13 protein-coding genes are annotated in these 22933 nt (G+C 32.2%); 6 read left to right on the top strand and 7 right to left on the bottom strand.

The window, feature by feature from the left end; genetic code table 11:
* Positions 1-4 precede the first annotated feature (4 nt).
* From nagB to KFZ70_RS09470, 4 genes are read left to right on the top strand one after another with little or no spacing between them, the layout of a single operon-like run.
* The gene (nagB, locus tag KFZ70_RS09485) at positions 5-1933 is read left to right on the top strand and encodes a glucosamine-6-phosphate deaminase (protein WP_139695039.1); all 1929 of its coding nucleotides are present in this window, start codon (positions 5-7) and stop codon (positions 1931-1933) included.
* Between the two features lie 57 nt (positions 1934-1990).
* On the top strand, positions 1991-2278 hold the full coding sequence (locus KFZ70_RS09480) for a hypothetical protein (protein ID WP_139695040.1): 288 nt from the start codon (positions 1991-1993) through the stop codon (positions 2276-2278).
* Positions 2279-2293: 15 nt separating this feature from the next.
* Positions 2294-3667 (top strand): Gfo/Idh/MocA family protein, encoded by a 1374-nt coding sequence (locus KFZ70_RS09475; protein WP_139695041.1) that lies wholly within the window; start codon positions 2294-2296, stop codon positions 3665-3667.
* 9 nt (positions 3668-3676) lie between these two features.
* On the top strand, positions 3677-4417 hold the full coding sequence (locus KFZ70_RS09470; RefSeq protein ID WP_139695042.1) for a DUF1080 domain-containing protein: 741 nt from the start codon (positions 3677-3679) through the stop codon (positions 4415-4417).
* 170 nt (positions 4418-4587) lie between these two features.
* Here KFZ70_RS09470 and KFZ70_RS09465 read toward each other — a convergent pair whose 3' ends face one another.
* Positions 4588-6132, bottom strand: a complete 1545-nt coding sequence (locus KFZ70_RS09465; protein ID WP_394344290.1) for an IS1182 family transposase — start codon at positions 6130-6132, stop codon at positions 4588-4590.
* Between the two features lie 236 nt (positions 6133-6368).
* On the opposite strand from KFZ70_RS09465, the gene KFZ70_RS09460 reads away from it, so the two are divergent.
* Together KFZ70_RS09460 and KFZ70_RS09455 are read left to right on the top strand one after the other, a co-directional pair.
* Positions 6369-7832 (top strand): DUF1961 family protein, encoded by a 1464-nt coding sequence (locus KFZ70_RS09460; RefSeq protein WP_139695044.1) that lies wholly within the window; start codon positions 6369-6371, stop codon positions 7830-7832.
* Positions 7833-7866: 34 nt separating this feature from the next.
* Positions 7867-8478: an LpxA family transferase gene (locus KFZ70_RS09455; RefSeq protein ID WP_139695045.1), complete on the top strand. Its 612-nt coding sequence runs from the start codon at positions 7867-7869 to the stop codon at positions 8476-8478.
* Between the two features lie 288 nt (positions 8479-8766).
* Here KFZ70_RS09455 and KFZ70_RS09450 read toward each other — a convergent pair whose 3' ends face one another.
* The 6 genes from KFZ70_RS09450 to hepB form a co-directional block, all read right to left on the bottom strand.
* On the bottom strand, positions 8767-11436 hold the full coding sequence (locus KFZ70_RS09450; RefSeq protein ID WP_139695046.1) for a DUF4962 domain-containing protein: 2670 nt from the start codon (positions 11434-11436) through the stop codon (positions 8767-8769).
* Positions 11437-11546: 110 nt separating this feature from the next.
* A complete protein-coding gene (locus tag KFZ70_RS09445) occupies positions 11547-15692 on the bottom strand; it encodes a hybrid sensor histidine kinase/response regulator transcription factor (RefSeq protein WP_139695047.1) in 4146 nt (1381 codons plus the stop codon).
* Positions 15693-16394: 702 nt separating this feature from the next.
* Positions 16395-17630 (bottom strand): glycoside hydrolase family 88 protein, encoded by a 1236-nt coding sequence (locus tag KFZ70_RS09440; RefSeq protein ID WP_139695048.1) that lies wholly within the window; start codon positions 17628-17630, stop codon positions 16395-16397.
* Positions 17631-18257: 627 nt separating this feature from the next.
* Positions 18258-18737, bottom strand: coding sequence for a hypothetical protein (locus KFZ70_RS09435; RefSeq protein ID WP_139695049.1), 480 nt, complete (start codon positions 18735-18737; stop codon positions 18258-18260).
* Positions 18738-18799: 62 nt separating this feature from the next.
* A complete protein-coding gene (locus KFZ70_RS09430; protein ID WP_158293170.1) occupies positions 18800-20359 on the bottom strand; it encodes a sulfatase in 1560 nt (519 codons plus the stop codon).
* Positions 20360-20604: 245 nt separating this feature from the next.
* Complete coding sequence (gene hepB, locus KFZ70_RS09425; RefSeq protein ID WP_139695051.1) at positions 20605-22929, bottom strand: heparin/heparin-sulfate lyase HepB; 2325 nt, start codon at positions 22927-22929, stop codon at positions 20605-20607.
* Positions 22930-22933: the final 4 nt, after the last annotated feature.

Here is a 22933-nt window from a genome sequence, read left to right as displayed (position 1 = left end):
TATAATGATAACTAGTAAAACTGATAAAGGTACAGGTTTTGAAAAACGTTTTGAAAATGTTAATACTGTAATATTTGATAATTCATTTAATGCATCAAAAGCAGTAGCAAAAGAAATTGCCAAATTAATAGAGCTAAAACAATCGCAAAACCAACATTGTGTTTTAGGGCTTGCTACAGGATCAACACCCAAAGGTGTTTATTCTGAATTGGTTCGCATGCATAAAAATGAAGGTTTAAGCTTTAAAAATGTTATTTCTTTTAATCTTGACGAATATTATCCTATGAATCCTGATTCTGTTCATAGCTATGTACACTTCATGAAAAAGCTACTTTTTGATCATGTAGATATAAAACCAGAGAATATTCACATTCCTGACGGAACGCTAGTAAAGGAGAAAATTTCGGAATACTGCAATAATTACGAATCAAAGATTGAATCTCTAGGTGGCATTGACCTTCAGCTATTAGGTATAGGCGGTAATGGACATATAGGATTTAATGAATCAGGTTCACTTCAAAATTCAAAGACCAGATTAGTAGCTCTTGATCACATTACGAGGGTAGCCGCCAGCAAAGAATTTTCAGGCTTAAGCAATACTCCAAGGACAGCAATAACACTGGGAGTTAAAAAAATTATGGAAGCAAAACGGGTAATTCTAATGGCTTGGGGAGAAGGTAAGTCCAATATCATCAAAGCTTCGGTAGAAGGTCCTGTGACTAATCAAGTACCTGCTTCTTTTTTGCAAGAACATAACAATACAACTTTTGTGTTAGACGAAAGTTCCAGTTCAGAACTAACAAGGATAAAAACCCCATGGTTGGTTCAAAAGGTAAAATGGACCGATATATTAATAAAAAAAGCAGTTTTAAGACTCGCACTACACCTTAAAAAACCAATATTAATGCTGACTGATGCTGACTATATCGAAAATGGCATGAGTGATTTATTGGCAGATTTTGGTCCAGCTTACGATATCAATATTAATATTTTTAACAAAGTGCAGCATACCATTACTGGCTGGCCAGGTGGCAAACCAAACTCTGACGACAGCAAACGGCCTGAACGTTCGGAGCCAGCAAAAAAAAGAGTCCTGATTTTTAGTCCACATCCTGATGATGATATCATTAGTATGGGTGGAACTTTCAAAAGATTATGTGAACAAGGACATGACGTACACGTAGCATATCAAACCTCAGGTAATATTGCTGTAGAAGATGATGAAGCCTTAAAGTTTGTAAAATTTGTATCCGATTTTAATACTAAGTTTAAAATTGATAATACGGCATGCAAAAGTATACTTGCAAGCATTCAAGATTTTTTAAAACTAAAAAAGAATGGTCAAACTGATACACCAGAATTAAGGGAAGTTAAAAGTCTAATAAGAAAAGGAGAAGCACGATTAACAAGTTACTTTATAGGTTTAAATGATGAACACATTCATTTTATGGAATTACCCTTCTACGAAACTGGTAAAATTGAAAAAAATGATTTTGACGAAAAGGATATTGCCCAAACAATTGAGCTTATAGAAAGTATAAAGCCACATCAAATATATGCCGCCGGCGATTTAGCAGACCCCCACGGCACCCATAAAGTATGTTTGGATATAGTTATGGAATCTCTAAAACGCTTAAAACACGAAGAGTTTATGAAAGACTGTTGGTTATGGTTATATAGAGGTGCATGGCAAGAATGGAATGTTGAAGACATTGACATGGCTGTCCCAATGAGCCCTGGCCAAGTTATTCAAAAGCGTAATGGTATTTTTAAACATCAATCACAAAAAGATGGAGTGGTTTTTCAAGGAGCTGACAGTAGGGAATTTTGGCAAAGAGCAGAAGATCGTAATAAAGAAACGGCTGATACATACAATCAGCTTGGACTTGCGCATTATGCGGCTATGGAAGCTTTCGCCAAATGGGAATATTAATAATTAAATATGCTTGGAATGTCAGAATTAACATAGTTATTCTTAAAAAATAAAACTGTGAGGTATCAAATAGTAAAAACCATGACCATTAATAATTTAAAAAATTATGATTTGTTTGTGAATTGGGTAGTAGGAGAATTTGATTTATACCTTATAGATAAAAATAAAACATTAAATATTTACTTTCCAAATGGTTATTTTGAAATTGGTAATATCAAGAGCAAAGGAAGACATTTTTGTTTCACCATAAGTATTTACAGTAAGTCAAAAATAGCCTTTCAGCGTATAGTTAATTCGTTAGAAAGTATATATGAACACGTATCGCTTTTTGTTAGTAAGAAGTAATAAAACTTAAAATAAATGAAAAAATTTAAGAAAAACAGTTCACGTAGAAAGTTTATTAAAACTTTTGGTGTAGCAGGAGGAGCTTTGTTGACATCACCAAATTTAGCTCTGGCTTCCGAAAAAAAATTATCATCAATAGTCTACCTTGATAGAGCTAGAATAAAATCTTATTCAAAAAATATTTCAATTGGCTTAATCGGTGCTGGAGGAATGGGAATTTCTAATGTAAATACTATATTAAAGCATAAAGGGGTAAGATTAATAGCTGTTTGTGATTTATTCAAGACTAGATTGGAAACAGCAAGACAAAAATGGGGCAAGAACCTAGTGTTAACCGATAACTATAAAGACATTCTAAAAAACCCTGAAGTTGATGCAATTATTATTGCCACCCCAGATCATTGGCACAAACAAATATCGATAGATGCCTTAAAAGCTGGTAAACATGTATATTGTGAAAAGCCGATGATACATAGCATTGAAGAAGGACATGAGGTAATTAATGCTTGGAAAAAATCGGGAAAGATATTTATAGTAGGTAGTCAAGGCTTATCGTCTTTGGGCAATGAAAAAGCAAAACAACTTCTTGAGGATGGAGCAATTGGTGAACTTAATTATGCTGAAGGGTTTTGGGCAAGACACTCTCACATTGGGGCTTGGCAATATCCAATACCCGAAGAAGCTACACCAAAAAACATTAATTGGGAAAGATTCATTTCTAATTCTGTACATCGACCATTCGATCCAATTCGATTTTTTAGATGGAGAAATTATCTTGATTATGGTACTGGTATGTCAGGCGATTTATTTGTTCATTTATTTTCCAGCTTACATTTCATCACAAACTCTTTTGGTCCCGATAAAATAAGTGCAATGGGAGGTTTAAGGTTTTGGAAAGATGGTAGAGAGGTTCCTGATGTTTTGCTAGGAATGTTTCAATATCCCGAAACCAAAGCACACCCAGGCTTCAATCTATCATTGAGATGTAATTTTGTAGATGGTACCAGTGGCTCTACTTATTTAAAACTAGTGGGTAGTAAAGGATCTATGGATGTAAAATGGGATGAAGTGGTTGTAAAACGCAATGATATACAAACTAGTAATGATCCATTTGAGCAAAATAAGCAAAGGGAAAAAATCTCATTTGTTAATGATAGAAAAAAAATAGTCCCACCAAGTGAAACAGTTTATAAAGCTCAAAAAGGGTATAAAGGAGCACATTACGATCATTTTGGAAACTTCATTAATGCAATAAAAAGTGGAGGTACCGTAGTAGAAGACCCATTATTCGGTTTTAGGGCGGCTGCCCCAGCTTTACTTTGTAATGATAGTTATTTTAAAAACCAATTTATTAATTGGGATCCTGTAGAAATGAAAACAATCAAATAATTATAGTAAATGAAAAGGATAATATTTTTTTTAATTCTTATGATGAGTATTTCTGTTTTTACATTTTGTAGTGACAAGACAAAAAAAGAGAATACAGAAATTAAGAATGTGAAGAGGATTGATAGGACAAACAACTGGATTACTCTTTTTGACGGTAAAACAGCTGATGGTTGGCGTGGGTTCAATTCCGAAGAATTGCCCAAAAATTGGATAGTTGAAAATGGTACTTTGAAATCTTTAGGCAAAGGAGGTGATATAGGGGGAGACATTGTGTTCGCCGATGAACAATTTGAAAATTTCGAACTTAAACTTGAATGGAAAATAGAAACAGGAGGTAATAGTGGAATTTTTTACCATGTTCAAGAAGGCGACCAATATTCAGCTCCCTATCAAAACGCCCCTGAATACCAAATTATAGATCAAAGAGGCTTCCCAGAAAAGTTAGAACCATGGCAAAGTATTGCAGCTGATTATGGCATGCATAATACCGATAAAAATCAATTGATTGTTAAAACTGCTGGCGAATGGAACACAACTAGAATAATTTTTACGAAAGAAAGAGTTGAACATTGGTTAAATGGAAAAAAAGTTTTAGAATTTGAACCTTGGTCAAAAGAATGGATTAAAAAAAAGGAATCAGGTAAATGGAAAGATTTTCCAGAATATGGAATATTCAAAAAAGGATTAATTGGTTTGCAAGACCATGGCAGTCTTATATGGTTTAGAAATATAAAAATTCGAAAATTATAATATGGTTAGTAGTTTTGAGTTGCAGTATTGCAATGTTTAAGTTAGTCAGCTGAAGAGGTCGTCTAAAAGCTAATTAGGCGACCTTTTATTTTTTTGAACATTTAAGATTTAATCAGGATTTTCTTTTTTCTATATTAATTCGAGTCTAGTTAAAAACAGGCAAAGTGATTTTATATGGCTAAACTCACTTTTTTAAGGTTATGTGCCATTGCTATAAGTCCTATTTCGGTATTTACTTTATCAAGCCCTCTTAACATAAACCTTTTGAAGTTCATATTGTGTTTTATGTTACCAAAAACAGCTTCAACATCCCAGCAACGCTGTTTTCTATGAGCAACGCCTTTTAAGCTTAATAATTTTTGTTTGGCTTTTGCTTTGAGTCTAACCAATTTGTGATTCCGCTCTACAATACGGTTGTATTTTGATTTATGACAAAGACTCCTGAGCTGGCATCCGAAGCAATTCTTAGCCTGATATCTATCGATTTTTTGCTGATATCCTGTAGCTGTTTGCCTTACATAGCTACCAATATTTTCCATAGGTTGTCCCATAGGACAGTAATACGTATCTGTGTCATGGTTATAAAATAGTTTATCTGCTGCAAATGGTTTTTTAGTCTTACCTCGTTTCTCATCTAATTGTTCTTTATGGAAGTAATTGTATTTTACAAAAGCTTCGATATTCTGGTCTTCTAGATAGGTGTAGTTTTCATCGCTTCCATAACCTGCATCTGCTGTTAAGGATTCTGGAGCTTTGCCATATCCCTCAATAAAATCTTCTGTATGTTCTATAAGTGTGGTGGTATCTGCTGTGGTTTGCGCAAGAGTGTAGTTGGTAATAAACTGATTGTTAGTAGATGCTTGCAAATTATATCCTGGTTTGAGCTGTCCGTTTAACATATGGTCTTCTTTCTTTCTCATAAAAGTAGCATCAGGATCTGTCTTGCTCATAGAGTTGCGACTACCCATTTGCTGCTGGTAGGTATTATATTTTGCTATATTCTCAGGCCAGTTCTTTTTGGCATAGTTAAGCTTTTGCTTCACTTTTTTATCCACTTGTTTTCCTTGAAGTGCTTGGTTAATTTTATCTATAGTTTGAGAGACTTGCTCTGGATCTATTGCTTTAAAATTATCGGGCTCGTTAGGCTTTTGTTCTTCTTCTGCATATACAGTTTCTACATAACGCCATAATTCTTTGAGTTGTTTTTCTATACGTGAGCGTGAGGTTTTTATGCTTTTACCCCATACAAAAGTATAGCGATTAGCATTGGCCTCTATTTTGGTGCCATCAACATAAATGTCTTTTAAGCTCAAGTAACCTTCCTGAGCAAGCAGAATAACAACTTGATTAAAGATCTTTTTAAAATTTCCTTTGAGTTTTCCTGAACGAAAATTACTGATGGTATTATGGTCTGGCTGAATACAACCACTAAGCCACATAAAATGAACGTTTTCTCCCAAGGCTTGTTCTATTTTACGTGAAGAATATAAATTACGAAGATAGGCGTAGATTAAAATTTTCAGTAAATCTCTTGGGTGATAGCTAGAAGTACCGCCTCCTTTATAAGTACGCTCTATAGACCGAATATCTATCTGATCTAAAATACTATTTACAATACGAACGGGGTGGTGTTCTGGAACGAAATCATCATAACTCGGAGGGAGAAGACTCAATTGTGACTGACTATTGGTCTTCCATACAATGTTGCTTTTCATAACTTTAAGATACGAAAAACTAAACATTTTTATAAAATCTAAAACAAAAAAAAGAGACTGCCTTTTTAGACAGCCTCTTTTTATTAGAGTTGAAATTTTACAAATAAGGCATGTAAGTAGTTTTGAATGCCAGCAAGAAAAAGAAACACTTGTATAGCATAAATGGAACAAAACTACTCTCCAAGTATTTCTGTGTTGATTATTTTAGTGAAATGTTTTAATCAAAATTATTTAAAATGTCTTTTCCAATAAAAACTTATTTCCACAAAAAACAATTAATCTTCCTTTTTCTAAATTGTACGTTTTCAATATTTATGCATGGTCAAATCACGAATATAGATGCCAATGAACTTGCAAATTGGGACCTGCATGGAATAGGTTCTGTTAGCTATGATAAGAATGAAAAAGCTGTAAAGTTGACTGAGTCAAAGGAATCCCTAGGGGCTATGCTAGTTTCTCCCACTAGCTATTCAGAAAATTTAGTTGTTACTTTTAAAGTCAAGCCATTACAGCATGAAGGTGTCTGCGTAATATTATTGGGTTTAAATGATTTAGATGGTGGAGATGTAACAATTCCTAAGAATTACAATGGTGATTTTAATTTTTGGAAGTCAGAAAAGTCTACCGCTCGAAGTCATGCATTTGCATTTCATACCGCATTTCATCAACCGAATGCATTTATTAAGGAAAATCCCGGATTTATAAATATTGGATTACAAAAAGATGTAGTTACCGAGGAAAAATGGTATAATATTGAAGTAGGTAAAATAAATAGCCGGTTTTGGATGAAAGTAAATGGTAAAACAGTCATAGATACTTTAAGCAATAAAAAACAGAGAATCTTTAATAAATCGAAAATAGCATTAAGAGTACGGGGACCTGGTGATGGGACATTTAGTGCACTATATAAAGACTTGGTAATAAAAGAGAACTTGAATTACAAAAATATTTATGCATGTAATTTTAATGAATCCAAAGATCTTGAAGACTGGATTTTGGAAGGGCCAGGAAAAGTGAAACTAAAAAAGGACAGGCTTTTAATACATTCAAAGTATCAAAAATTTATTCACAAAAAGTGGAAGAAAGGACGAATAACGATAAATAGCACTAATTCTAACTACTATCCTGTATTACGAAAAAAAATGATTAGTGATCTTAAAATAAATCCTAGTGACTATTCCTACGAAGGATCCTTTTCAGGTGGACCTGTAGTATTATGGAACAAAACAAAGACACCTGAAAATTATGAAATAACATTCAACTTTAAATCATTATCCCCACATTCCCTACACATGATAATTTTTTCAGCATTAGGACTAAATGGGGAAAGTATATTTTCTTCAGACCTTGCTAAAAGAAATGGTACAGCTCCTAAATACACTAAAGGAGATATTTCCAATTATAGGATTTCCTATTTTGCTCCAATACGAAAAACAGCCAACTTAAGAAAAAGCCCGGGTAGAAAAATGTTAGATTCTGGAATTGATTTTGCTTCACAATCCCCTAAGGAATTACATCGAATCAGAGTGCAAAAGTGGAAAAACAATATTGTTTTTACAATAAACGACAAACAAGTACTTAACTATAGTGACGATGAAAAAGCATTAGGAGCTGGTTATTTTGGACTAAGACTAATGGTCCCAGCAATTGGAACATACGACAATTTTAATCTCTACGAATTAAAAAATGGCCCTTTTTAAAATGCTACTATCTGTATCAATCAGTATTAAATAAATGTTGGAAATTAGAGAATATATTTCAGGTTTTAATAGTTTTTTTCCGCAAATAGAAAATTTATACCCTTGGGAGTTGACCTCTAATCTAAGAGAAATTATCTCTAAAATTATTCCGAAATTATCAGATTTAGAATATACTGTAAAAAATGGTGTAGCCATTCATAAATCTACTGTAATAGAAAAAGGTGTAACAATTAAGAAACCATTTATAGCTATGGAGAATTGCCATATATCTGCAAATGCCTATTTCAGAGAAGGTGTTTTCCTAGGAAATGATGTAGAAATAGGTCCAAGTACTGAAATAAAGAGAAGCATAATATGCAGTGGAACGAAAATAGCTCATCTTAATTATATTGGTGATAGCATAATCGGCCAAAATGTAAATTTTGAAGCAGGATCAGTAGCAGCCAATCACTACAATGAAAAACAGAATCAAAATATACTTGTTAAAATTGAAAATGATTTAATTAATACCGGTGTAAAAAAGTTTGGAGCGTTAATTGGAGATGGTTCTAAAATTGGAGCGAATTCTGTTTTATCTCCTGGTACTTTACTCCAAAAGGAATCAATAGTAGAAAGATTACAGTTAATTAAACAAGCTAACTACTAAGCAACTATAAACTTTATGCCAATGATGCTTATAAAGTGCTTAAATCATATACAATTCTGCCTCTTTAAACGTAATCTAGTGTTTTGGATTAAACTATATTCGAGCATTACGCAAAATCGTAGCACCAAAAAAAAACAGCTTAAAAGGAAATGCAACCTATAATTGTAGCCTTCCCTAAAAGTGTAGCCTATCCCTAAAAAGGGATAGGCTACAATTAATGAGATACTACCCGTTTTTTGATAAATACATACTATAAAGTTGTTGAACTTACTCTTGTAAAAAATCTTATCATCTGTAAAGCATACTAGAAGGCAGAACATCAATTGCTTCTTTTACGATAAAATCTTCTCCATTAAATTCTACCAATAGTGAACTATTCTCATTTTTAGACTTAAATTCCTTACCCATCAGATTAAGAGATCCACCCCCAAGGTTAAAACCATTTAACTCATTTTCATCAATAACTTTCAATGATGGACTTTTGTCCAAATTAAGCTCTGCTGTAATACTCCATCCATCGATATTAAATGAATTTTTATCAATTAGTTTAATTTGTGAAAAAGATTCTTTGTCATCCTTATGTAGCACCTGTATTATTCCTAAAAACCTATTTTTCTTTGTTTTAGGGGTTTTTGTACTTCCATGCCAATGGTTTATATATTTAATTCCAGCTTTTGCACCATTACTAAGCCAATCAACTGCGGGTGCATAAAACTTATCAGTAACCTTAAATTCAAAGGGTTGGGATGAAAAAAGATTTAAACAACCTTTACCCTTTTTTGATTCTGTAAAAACCTTGTTCTTATCGTACTTCAAGTTATCTTTACTATGAATAAGCCAATTCCAATCAACTGGTTTATTAGCTTCAAGGTCATCATATATAATAATTATATTAGGTCTTAAGAACACTAAATGTCTTCTAAATTTCGTTATACCTGGGTCTCCAAAACCGTTTTCATTTGTCATTTCAACATTCCAATCTTTAAAATAAGGCTTAAATGCATCCCGGATTAGTTCACCATTATAAGCATTGGAGGCATCTCCTACACAATAACTTATCTTATCTCCAGTAAGAAATCTAGGAATATAGCCATATCCATCTGAATGGAACTTCTGTCCCATACCATCAGCTAAAATCGTATTATGAGCTCTTGTGTGTCTATAACTTTGTAATGAATGAAAATCTGAAGAACTTGAATAGTATCCTGTTCTAAAAAACAATGGTTCTCCTCCTATTTGAATATTAAATGAATTTTGTGCGGCATGAGCATGACCTATTAACCCATAAGGAGAGGATTTAAAAGAGACCATAAGATTTTTATTTGGATTATCTAAGTTTGTGTGCATTGCCACAATACCAACATCACGAAAATCCTCAGCTAATTGTAAACTTTTCATACTAGTATATGTTAAATCTTCGGTATTGCGAAAAAGATTTTTAGTTTGTATGGCATTCCAATACAAATTGTTATTATCATTTAAGAGAGTTAGTTCTCTCTTTGATCTATTATTACCGAATTCACCTGCCGATTCAATATAGTGATGAGCATATGTGTCATTTGGCTTTATAATTTTTATTGCCCTGACTAAGGGTACCATTGTTTCCCTTTTTATATCAGCATTATCACCAAATCCACCTGCAATGTGACCGATTGGAGAGGTGTACATTAAATACTTTGATATGTTATTGTACCACTGTTTGTTAAAAAAATTAACTCCAGAATATCTACTGAGTAATGCAGGCATCTCTATAAGAGATCTAGTATTTGCTCCTATATAACTGTTACCCATTGCCCATCCACCGTCATCAGTACTTCCTATTGGAGCTCTCATAGACCAAAGTTCATAAGCATAAGACAACCATTTTGACGCTTCTGGGACATGATGAGTCAACGCCAATGAAGTAATAAAAAAATCTCTTAAATGATGCTGCCACAAATGACTACTTTTATGCAAATGTAAACCCGCCCTGTGCAAGAGCCCTTTGTAAGTCTTACGCTGGTGTTCTACAAGTAATTCTTCAATATACCTTTTTTCGTTGTAATCCAATTCGGTATAAAATGTATCAAAAATTAAAGTAGAAATTGATAAGTACATACCCTCGGTAAAATCATTGTAATAACCTTGTTTTAAAATAGTTTCATATTGATTTTTGAGGTACCTGTATCTTCTTAAAGCTTCATTAGAATACATCTTTTCTCCTGACACCAAATAAGCCTTAATTAAAGAAATGTTTATGTAGAATTGATCCCTGTATATTTCCTTAGTATTTCTTGCAATAAATCTGGTTAATTTTTTTTTGTCAAGATTCTTCTTTTTGACCTCAATTACTTTTTCATCGTTATAAATCAGACTCTCTGGTAATTTACTATTAAGAAAACGTCTATTGTAAGACAAGAATTTATCCAATTCTTTTTTAGAAAATCCAATATTACCAATTAATTCAGGGGATGTTAAAACTCTAGGATGCTCTTTTGGGATAGACTCCACAAATTCTTTTGCACTTGGAGTTAAAAATTGATCTTCATTTCCGTCAACATCAAACTCAATCGGTTTAGACCATTTCTTCAATTTAGTACCTTTTTCAATGGTAGCATATTGCCAATACCATTTTCCCTTTTCCAAAATTTTATTTGGGTGCCAAAATGTCCATTCTAATTCTTCAGACCACATTACATCTGGCGTGTCAAAATCAATACTTTGCGATAACCGAACTTGATGTAAATTAATCTCAAATTGGAAAGTATCTACTCCAAGTCTTTTTTCGATCTTCGGTGACCATATAAAATATGGTGGATTTGACTTAATTGACCCACTTGAAGGAAAAGGTGTTTGTCTAACCATTTCCATTGATTGAGGAAAATCTTTTTTCTCTTCAGTTTTTCTTTGAGCATTAGACAAACGACAAAACACTAAAATAACAAATAAGTTTAATAACAGACGATGTTTTGGATTCATAATATTTTGGATTTTTCACAAAGATATTTGCAATAAATACTTCCTTATTTATTCTAATGTTACTAAAATAAATAATCATTGTTTCATTTCTAGTTGCTTTCTGAAGAATGTTAATTTAAAGAAATTCTGTTCTTGGCCTGTCTATAATTAGTAGGAGAAACACCGTATTTATTTTTAAAGCATCTTCTAAAATAATTTATATCACGAAAACCAGAATTATAACAAACCTCATTTATATTGTATTTATCTTCTATCAATAGCTCTGCAGCTACTTCTAACTTGAAGTTTCTGATAAACTCTGTTGGTGCCACACCTGTAATTTTTTTTACTTTTCTAAAAAGCTGAACTCTACTTAATCCAATTTCTTTACCAATTTTTTCTACCGATAAGTCTGTGGAATTAATATGAGTTCGTATATATTCTGAAATACGTAATAGAAATTCTTCATCATTAGAATTTATTTGTATCTCACTTTTATCTAATAAAATATCTTTTCTAGAACGCTTTTTTTGTTGATCAATTCTCGAAATAATATTTGACAGCTTAAGTTTTAAAATTTCCAAATCAAATGGTTTGGTCATATAATCCTCTATTTCTAAAGAATAGCTATACTTTTCAATAGAAGGATCGGTACGAGCTGTTAATAGGATAATAGGGATTCCTGAAGTCTTTTTATTTTTTTTCAAATATTTACAAAGTTCTATACCGGAAACCTCTGGCATCATGACATCAGAAATAATGATATCTGGAAGAGCTTTAGACATGTTATCTAATAAATCTATTGCCACTTTTCCATTATTTGCTTCATGAAAAAAGAAACTATCCTTTAACGATTGGCAAATATACTTTCTTAGATCATCATTATCTTCAACCAACAAAATAGTGGGTTTTTCATTAGATTTTATTTTTGGTCGTTCGGGCTTTTCAGCATTGGACAATGAGTTAAGGCTTATATCCAAAATTTTAGGTTTCGCAGAAGTAAATTTCGATTTTATTTTTTGATGGGCTTCATAAACATCTTGAATGGGTAAATAAACACTAAACAGTGTAGATACACCTTGAACGCTATCAACCTCAATATGCCCTTTATGAATCTCAACCAAGTCTTTAACAAGAGATAGACCTATTCCAGCTCCATACAGTGTCTTAGAATTCAAGTTATCAGATCTATAAAACGGTAAGAAAATCTTTTTTAACTCTTCCTTATCTATCCCATAACCAGAATTTTTAATTGTAATTTTTAAATATTCATCGTCAAATTTTTCGTAATAGCTTTTCTGAATATTAACTTTAATCTCACCTTCTTCATCGGTATACTTGAAAGCATTGGATAAAATATTATACATAATCTTTTCGAGCTTATCTCTATCAAACCAAAATAGTTCATCAAAAGATATTTCAGAATAGAAAATATATTTGATATTTTTAGACACAGCAAATTCCTTAAAAGTTGAAGAGATTTCTTTTAAATATAATACTATTTGGCCTTGTTCTACTCTAAGAGGAATACTATTACTTTCAATCTTTCTAAAGTCCATTAATTGATTTACCAGGCGTAACATCAAAAGCACATTCCTCTCAATGATATTAAATAAGGGCATCAATTCTTTTTGCTCAAGCTGTTTAGATATTTGTTGTAAGGGACCACTTATTAAGGTAAGAGGAGTCCTAAAATCATGTGAAATATTAGTAAAAAACCTTACTTTGAGTCGTGATAAGTCTTCAATGTTTTTCCTTTCAAGTCTTGCCAAATTAAGATTGTTCTCCAGTTTAAGTTTAATTAATGTATACTTTCTAATTATAAAAAACACTAAAGAAATTAAAATGAAGTAAAGTAAATACGCCCATGTGGATTTCCAAAACGGCGGCTTTTTACTAATTTCGAGGATTGTAAATTCATCTGACCAAGCTCCATTTAAGGTGGACGACTTTACTTTAAATTTGTAGCTACCTGCATCCAAGTTTGTATACGTAGCAAAATTTTGATTATCTACATAATTCCAATTGTTGTCGAATCCTTCTAGCATATAAGCGTATTTATTCTTAAAGGTGCTAGGATAATTTAGGGCAGCATACTCTACAGTAAAGATATTTTGGTTGTGATTAAACTGGGCTAAAGGTGTATTTCTTTTGTTTGTAGGTAAAATATCACTTTTAATCTTGGGATTAATATCTTCATTGAACAATTTTAATCCTGTAAATACTATTCTTGGAATCACAAAGTCTTGTGGTAACTTTTCTGGTTCAAAACGAATAAAGCCATTAATTCCTCCAAAAAACATATCCCCTTTTGGTGTTTTGAATGCCGAATTTTGAGAAAACTCCAGAATTGACAAGCCGTTTCCTGGTGTATAATTGACAAATGTCTCAGAAGCAAGATCGAAACGTGACAGCACATTAGACGATGACACCCAAAAAACCCCTTCTTGCTCCTCTAAGACACCATATACAATATTATTTGGTAAGCCACTTGAAACAAGATAATTCTTGAGAGAATGATTTTCAAGAACAAAAAGCCCTGCACCATAAGTACCAAACACTATTCTTCCTCTACTATCTTGAAATATACAATTTACGTTATTCTCTTGTGGAGAGCTTAAATCGTAAGTCTTTGAAATACTGGTGGAACTTCCTGAGTCCTCGTTAATTAACATTAGACCATTTAATTTAGTTCCAATCCAAATATTATTATCAACATCTTGATAAATTGTATTTATTTGGTCATAAGTTAAACAAACATCTGAGACACTTGAGCTCTTGTATTCGCGTATAACAAACTCGCCATTTTCATTTTTGGAAATTAAATTTAATCCTGAACGTGTACCAACCCATAACCTACTTTTATTATCTAAACACAACGAGGTAATATTATCAGATATTAATCCCGTACCATCTTTTTTTCTTGTAAACTTCAAATTAGTCCCAGTCGATGGATTACTTAAAACTACACCGTTCATTCTCGTTCCAATCCAAACCAGTTTATTCTTTTTATCTATCTCAAGATCCTTAACTGTATTAACACCTATTGAATTTGACCCTAGAGACAAATACATGTATTTCTTGAAGGCCTTAGTTTTTGGGTTGAAAATATCTATGCCCCCCCCTTCTGTGCCAAACCATATATTACCATCCCAATCTTGCTCTATCGGCCCTACATGATTATAGCTGAGAGTGTTTTTCAAATAAGCATTATGGACAAAATGTTGAAATCTAAAGTTATTCTCTTGTAATATATTAACTCCTCCAAAATGAGTACCAACCCATAGTCTACCTAAATCATCAAGGTATAATGATCTAATGGAATTATGACTAATTGAATTTTTATATTTATCATCATTCCTAAAAATAATTGTCTTTTTTGTACTCAAATCAAAATGAAATAACCCATCGAAAGTCCCGATCCAAATAGTATTATTATTTTGGATTAATATATCTCTAATTGCATGATTTGGATAATGACTAAAATCATTATTGTAATCAAAATATTCAAGAGAATTACTATCAGCATAAATTTTTATTAAAAAACCATCCAATGTTCCAGCCCAAAGGTTACCTAAATCATCTAACACAATAGTTGTGATATAATTTTCAGGGTTTGAATCCCTAACAATAGAATATTCAAAAGTGGTAGGATTGAACCTTATTAATCCATTTTTCAGGGTTCCTAGCCAAAGATTTCCAAGATTATCTTCACAAATAGTCATTATAGCTAAATGCGATAACTGAGTTGAAAGATTTACTTCTTTAAAACCTTCTTCAGAAGATTTTTTAACATGAAGCCCAGACATAGTACCAACCCATAAATTGCCATTTATACCAAAACATAAATCATTGATATGAGATACACCATTTATAACGCTGTTATCAGATATGAGGTAGTGCTTATTTACTGATAAGTATTTTGGATCAAATTTGTTTAGACCGTTCTCAGTACCAACCCACAATATCCCTTTTTCGTCTTCTACTATTGAAGTTATGGTATTATTACTTAAAGATAAATCATTATTAATATCATTTCTGATAACCTTATATGAATGTCCGTCGTACCTATTTAAACCATCCCTAGTGCCGAACCACATGAAACCATCACTATCCTTATAAATTGACATAACACCATTCTGGGACAATCCGTCTTTAACATTTAAATTTTTAAAAACATTTTGTAAATCCTGAGAGCTGATATCCCACAAAACCGCAAGTGAAATAAATATGCTTATAAACAACGACTTCCGTGATATTTTTAATTTTTTTATCATTGAACTGAATATATATTAACCTAAAAAACCTTAAGAAAATTAGTCTCGGCACTAATAATTTTAAGAAAAATGATAAGGGTGTTTAGAGTCTTTTAATTTATTTGTCATACTCTCAAGTTACTTTTGACAGTAAGACAAGAAGGTAAAAAGTAAATAAACTGATACTAAATTTAAGGCTTTTTAAAAATGTTACCAAAAACTGAAACATTAAGAGTATTATTATGTAACATTTGTAATAAAAAAACTTGAATATAGAATTTTTGACTTTTCAAAATTTAAATATTTACACAAAAAAGTTACTATTAGAAAATTTTGAAGATTATTTAGTTCACATTTTTGAACTTTAAATTCAATGAAAGTTCAAAAAACTTCAATCGCAACCTTTATACTACTGTATTTTTGAAGTGAATATTTTCATTACTTATAATCTACATCAGATTTTTTTTAAACCTTAAACTATCACCCTCAATTAAACCATATATCTTATCCGTTTTTTTGTATTTTAAGAAAGGTATAGACTATATGAGTATAGGACTAATTGTAAATTAGTGTAAAACTTTTTGAAAAAAAATCTAATACATTTGTATCTCAATATAATGGTTAACTTCCTTTGAGAAGGATAATAAAATTGGACTATATTTCAATTTTATAGAATTAGACAACTAAATTAAAATCTTTCAAATAACAAAAATCAAAACTTTCTTATTTTAATTTTCTTAATCTTGATGAAGCCTCCAAATAGTAATAATCTGCATAATTTAAAGGAACATCTATTTCTTTTCCGTATGGTACAATGCCAGCGGAATGCATCAAAATAAAACCTTTGTTACTTCCATTTCTAGCTAAGTATGAATCAGAACTTAAGTTTTCCAAGATAATTTTCGCCCATTTCAAATATTCATTTGATTTGTTATCCTCTTGAACATATTTAATAAGCTCCAATAAGGCCGAAGCTGTAATTGCTGCAGCAGATGCATCTCTTGATGTTGATTCAGTAATATCTACATCATAATCCCAATAGGGTATAGAGTCATCGGGTAAATTAGGGTGATTCTTTATAAATTCGGCAATTTTAATAGCTTGATCCAAATAAATGGGATTTTTAGTGAACCTATACATAACGGTAAAACCATACAATCCCCATGCTTGACCTCTGGCCCAATCAGAATTATCAGCAAAACCTTGGTGAGTTGACTTACTTATAATTTCTCCAGATTCAATATCATAATCAACCACATGATACGAACTATTATCAGGCCTAAAATGATTTTCGATTGTCTTATTAGCATGCGATACAGCAACATCATGGTATATCGAGTCGCCCGACAACTCGGTGGCATGAAACAACAACTCTAAATTCATCATGTTATCAATAATTACGGGACATCTCCATTTGCCCTCTTCAAAATGAATTTTAGAATCCCAAGATTGAATGATACCAGCTTGAGGCCTGAAGCGTGTCAATAATGATTTAGCAGATTGAACAATTACTTCATCAAACTTATTTGAAGAATCAAATTTCATGGCATTACCAAAACTAGACTCCATCATAAAGCCTATATCATGATTTCCTGTGTAATATTTAACAGAATCTAATTTCAACGTATATTTCAAAGCTCTTTCCTTCCATTTATTCTGTCCTGTAAGATCGTATAAATACCAAAGTGAGCCTGCGTAAAAACCACTAGTCCAGTCATGACTGGATACAAATTTTATTTCATTATTCTCAATTGAACGTGGAATATATCTTTTTTTTGATTCTCTATTCTCCACAGAATCATACAGAATATCATACTGATTCGAAACAATTCCTATTATTTTATCTTCATTATTATTCGTAATAGCACCTTCATTACTATTGGATCTACTCTTATTGCAACTAAAAAAAAGAGTTGTTGTTAGGGTAAAAAATATAATTGTTCTTAATTTGAATATCATAATTCGTTTTATTTTTAATCTTTATTTTCCGAAACTTAAAATGATATCTAAATCAAATTGTTCCTGCTTCAAATTTAAGACAGGCTGGTATATACAAGACATAACTTTGGTTTCGTTTTAGCAGTAAGTAAGATACATCAAGATAAAAATTTCAATTTTCCTGACCAGAATACATTATGAATTCTTTACTTTATGACATTTTCTTTGAAAACGTACATCTAAAAATAAACTCGTTAAACTTGTAAGCTAACTTTACGAATAACAATTTAAGATGCGATAACATATACTCACCAGAGGTTTATAATGATTAACAAGAAAAAGGTAATAAACAATACTTAGTATCAGCAAATCACCTTTGCCATAAAAAATAGGTTTACGACTTAATTACAAATCATGAAAAAATACGCAAAGTATGGTGAAAATCTCATGGTATCAATTCTTCGCTCATACAGGCTGTAAACTAGACGCTACCTAATTTTTAAGCTGTTTTTATAAAGAAAACTTAAATTTATCCTTAACAATAAATTCTCATTTTTGAAACTTAAAAACCTATCTGAGCGATTGTCAATGAGATGTTAAATTTTATATATCCTAATAAGGGGCTATAACCTTGTATTAATTATATTATTAAACGCCGAACCAAATGTATAGGAAACACCAGTAGAGAAGCCTAAATCGAAATCTGTAGCAATTTGCTTCTGTTGCAACAATACATCCTCCAGTTTCGACAAACACTTGTATATCTGCAACATTGTCTCCGTCTTCATCGCCCCAGTCAATCATAACATCATGATCATGACCAAAAAATCCATCTTTGTTCTTATCAATTACAAGGCAATCAGAATCCGTATCTCCTTCCAAATCTCCTTTTTTCATATCATCATCATCATCAATCCATAAAACAGGAATATCACCATTTGTAAGAGTACGCAGAATATCCGGATCACCATCACCATCCAGGTCTTCATATTCAACCTTGGCATTTGTTGGTGGTAATGTAAAACGGAATGGTGTAATCAAGGTTTGGTGTCTTTTATTGGCCCATTGTCCATAAGAAGACCCTGTTATAATTAAACAAAAAAATACTATTATTTCTATGTGTTTCATATTCTATATTTCATTTCACAGATAATTATTTATATTTTATCGTACGTGTATTAATAATAATTTTATTCTACAAGCCAAGTCGGTATGCTGTCATTGACTTTCCATTTTTCTAAAGTTAGATCTATTTCGTCACCCTTCCAATCAGTTGAACCTACTGGTAGTCTCGGATTCTTAGGAATCCATTTTTTATGTTCATTAATTATATGCTTGTAATTTTCATATAAAGCTAAATTATTGCGTTCAGAAGGATCGATTTTCATATCATACAATTCTTGACTCCCATCTCGATATTGAATGTATTTATAATCCTTTGATCGAACCGCATAATTTTTATACCTCCAACTTATTAACACTGGAATATTCCAATCCATGCTAGGGTTAGCAATGAGTGGTTTTAAACTATTACCTTCAAGATGACTTGGTTCAGGTAATTCACACAAATCTACCAAAGTAGGATAAACATCTAATAAACTTACTGGATTAGAACAAGTTAATCCTTCATCCATCTCTGGCAATGAAATGTATAATGGTACTTTTGATGATTCATCCCATAAGCTCATTTTCCTGAAGTTTCTCTTTTCTCCTAAACTTTGACCATGGTCAGACCAAAGAACGATTATAGTATTACTTGAATATTCACTTTTTTCTAAAGCCCGAAGAACCCTTCCTATTTGATCGTCCACAAACGTTACACATGCCAGATACGAGTGTATTAGATGTTTCCAATAATCGACACCTAATTCATTTACAACCTGATAATCCCCTTTACCATTCACACCGTAATTGTAAATTATTGATTTACCAACTAATGGTATATTTTTTATTTCCTCACTCAGTGTTTCTGGAATTTTAATATCATCGATATTATATAAATCAAAGTACTTACTGGGAGCTGTATAAGGTACATGTGGTCTTACAAAACCAGCTGAAATAAAAAATGGCTTTTCATGTTTCTTATTAATTTTATCAATTGCATAATCAGCAATTAATTCATCATACATTTTACCTTGAGGAATATCTTCTTTATCCAATGGTCCACCACATAGAGAATGCCCAGTTTTTAAACTATTACCAAAAAAATTCTTTAATTGACTTCCACCCTTTGGAAAAGGGTAAAAAATATACCCGCCATAACCATCACCTCGATCATAATCTATTTGGCGCAATTTCTCTTTATAACTAGGAAGCACATCATTCCATAATGAATCCATTAAAAAAGGGTAATCTGTAACTCCTTTATGAAATATTTTTCCTGCACAGTAAGTATCATAACCGTTACTTTTAAAAAGAGCTGGTAACATTTTTTTTCCCGACATGATACTACTATATGATTTAACCATAGCATCATGATCTCGCACCAGACTATACCACCCAGTTGAAGTAGGGTGCATCCCACTTAGTAAAGCATTTCTAGATGCTACACAAACAGGCATAGGTGAATGGGCATTAGTAAATAACATTCCCTTTTCTGCTAGTCTATCCAAATTGGGGGTTATTGCTAATTCATGCCCCCCCATAACACCAACCCAGTCATTTAAATCGTCAACCGCTATAAAAAGAACATTAGGTTTAACTTTTATTTTTTTATTTGAGTCGCAGAAAACACAAAATATTATTAGCACAAATAATATTAATATTCTTATAGCAAATAATTTCATAGTATGCTTAATAAAGATTTAAAAAATAGTAATTTGAATATCAGTTTTTAGTAAAAACCAGATTGTACAAGAGTATGTTTTTATTCATCTTCAATTGAGTTTTCCAACAAAACCCATTAAGGTATTATTACAAACACTTTATCTTGAGATAGTTCCTAAGAGAACACCTGATTTTTTAATTATTAGATATTGCGAATATTTAATGTAATTTACCTTATTACTTCATAATCACCATGGCTTCCCTCAAAATATAAAACGTTGTCAGTTTTATCAGCTCTAATTGCAACGTGTAACACTTTACCATTTTTTTTAATCTGCCAAGTGCCTTCTTCAACATCAGTAATCAGGAATTTATAATTACCTTTTTCTTTTACAGAAAATGAAAAAGGCAAATCCATTTGAGATGACCTCTTGTTAAATAGTACAATTCGATCTTTTATTTGAACCCCAAAAACTTCATCACCTAAAATCTCTTTTACCTTATAGGTTTTATCTATTTCAGTATCCGTCACTTGCAGAACGTTTAAAAAATAATTCTCTTTAGCTGATTGTAACGGAGACACCTCTACTCTCCATGCTCCGCGATCATTAGCAGGGTCTGGTCTATCTCTTGGAATTGTTTCTAAATTTTCACCAAATACCCAAAACTCCTTACCAGGACCTCCAACTAGTTCTATTGATAGATTTTCCTTTTTGGGCAAGATTGTATTACAAATCAATTTTCCGCTCTCACCAAATAGCGTCCTGGAAATTGTTGTTTCAGTACCTCGGAGTGTAGGCTCTTCAATACTGTGTAACAACCAATATTTTTTGAAATCAGGATTTGAGGAAACTAACTTATCGAAAACTATAAGCCCAGCTGGTATAGAGTCTTCCTTAAAATTTAAAAAAACAAATGATCTTTTTGCTTCCTCTACCTTATCTGTATAGGCTGAAGCTATATCTCCTTTCAAATAAGTGTATTCCGGAGCATAGTTATCAGGTCCAAAACCATGTGCAATTATTTCTCCTGTTTTATACTCTTCTGTTAAAATATCAGCAAATGTATTTGGCGGTGTCCAAGCCTTACCAGGCATTCTTTGGCCTCCATCATTTCTACCATATTTTGTTTTATGAGCACCTCCATAATCCCAGGTTAAGAATTCCTCTTTTGGATCATAAACTAATAAGCTGTTATGAGCTATAGTTCGCTTAAAATAGTTTTTGTTGTGCGAATTATTATAGCCACTGATTCCGTCAGAAACACCTGAGTAAATTCCTGAATCAATTGCCAAAGGACCTTTATAGTATATCTGAAAAGAACCAGCATCTAAGTGTTGATGATTTCCAAAATGATATTCATTGATTTTCATTTCAGCTATTACAGCATTCTCGTCCCAACTTGTCCTAGCTACCATCCATCCAAATGGTGCATCAAAATATCTTGACAACGGTAGGTCATTTACTTCTCTTGTGCCTAGATCAACATCTCTCCATAAAAACTCAAAAAGCTTATTGTGAGAGGCTAGTGAAGGGTTATCTAGGTAAACTTTGTTAATAAATTCATCTTTATAATAACTTCCATTCAGTAAAGCCACTATACCCATTGCATTCGGTTTTTTCCTATAATAATTAGTATCTCCACTCGCTACAAATTGACCATCAGGCCTTGTTAAGTATAGAATATTGTATGGCACAAATTGTTGCGATGGGTGATAGAAATTTCCAGCTCCCATTCTATTGAAAATCCATTGCGCAAATAATTCATTAGCATGCCTAACATTATAATATGCCGTTCCTTGATGATGTGCATGGCCTTTGAAAAACCAATCTCTCGGTGGTTTAAACTCTTCATAAAGGAGTTTGGCAATTATATTATACATGTCTGGGTGCTCATCATAAATTGCTATTGATGTTGACAATAAGTCTCTCATAATCATCCATTCGGAAGGGTGCCCTACAATTAACCCCACTTTTCTTGGAGGGTAACCGCATTCCAGCATTTCTGCTAACCTCAAAAATTCTTTTATAAACGCCTCTTTTTCCGATTTAGTCAACAAATCATAACACCAGTCATATACTATTGCTCCCGATACCATTCTTCGGCCAATTCCTCTTGATAAATCGTTGCCTTCTTCTGGCCAATTACTCTTCTTTAGGTTTTTAAGGATATTTTTGATTGCCAATCTTCCAATGCTCTCCTTATCAGAGATTAAATACCTTAAGGCATCCAATTCTGCTTTTACAGGAATTCCTTTCTGATCTAAATAATAACGCCAATCCTTTTTTTCTGCCGATTCGTTATGCGAATCTTTAGACATGGCAACAAGATCATCCCAGACTTTAGATAATATAGGATCTTGCATTCTTTCTTTAAGCTCTGGAATATGTTCATTCCTCAAAAATAATCTAGGGTGTTCAGAGGGAGGTATAGGAATAGAAACACCTTCAATTGACTTCCATTTCAGACTAGACTCAATTTGACTATGCATTCTAAAACCCACAAATAGTGCTACAACAGCCGTTATAATTCGGGTAAATTTAATTGCCTGCATTTTG

Origin of the sequence: Allotamlana fucoidanivorans (assembly GCF_045788535.1) — a bacterium.
Lineage (GTDB): Bacteria > Bacteroidota > Bacteroidia > Flavobacteriales > Flavobacteriaceae > Allotamlana > Allotamlana fucoidanivorans.
The sequence above is the reverse complement of the archived record's forward strand: the minus strand, read 5'-3'. Positions and strand labels throughout refer to the sequence as shown.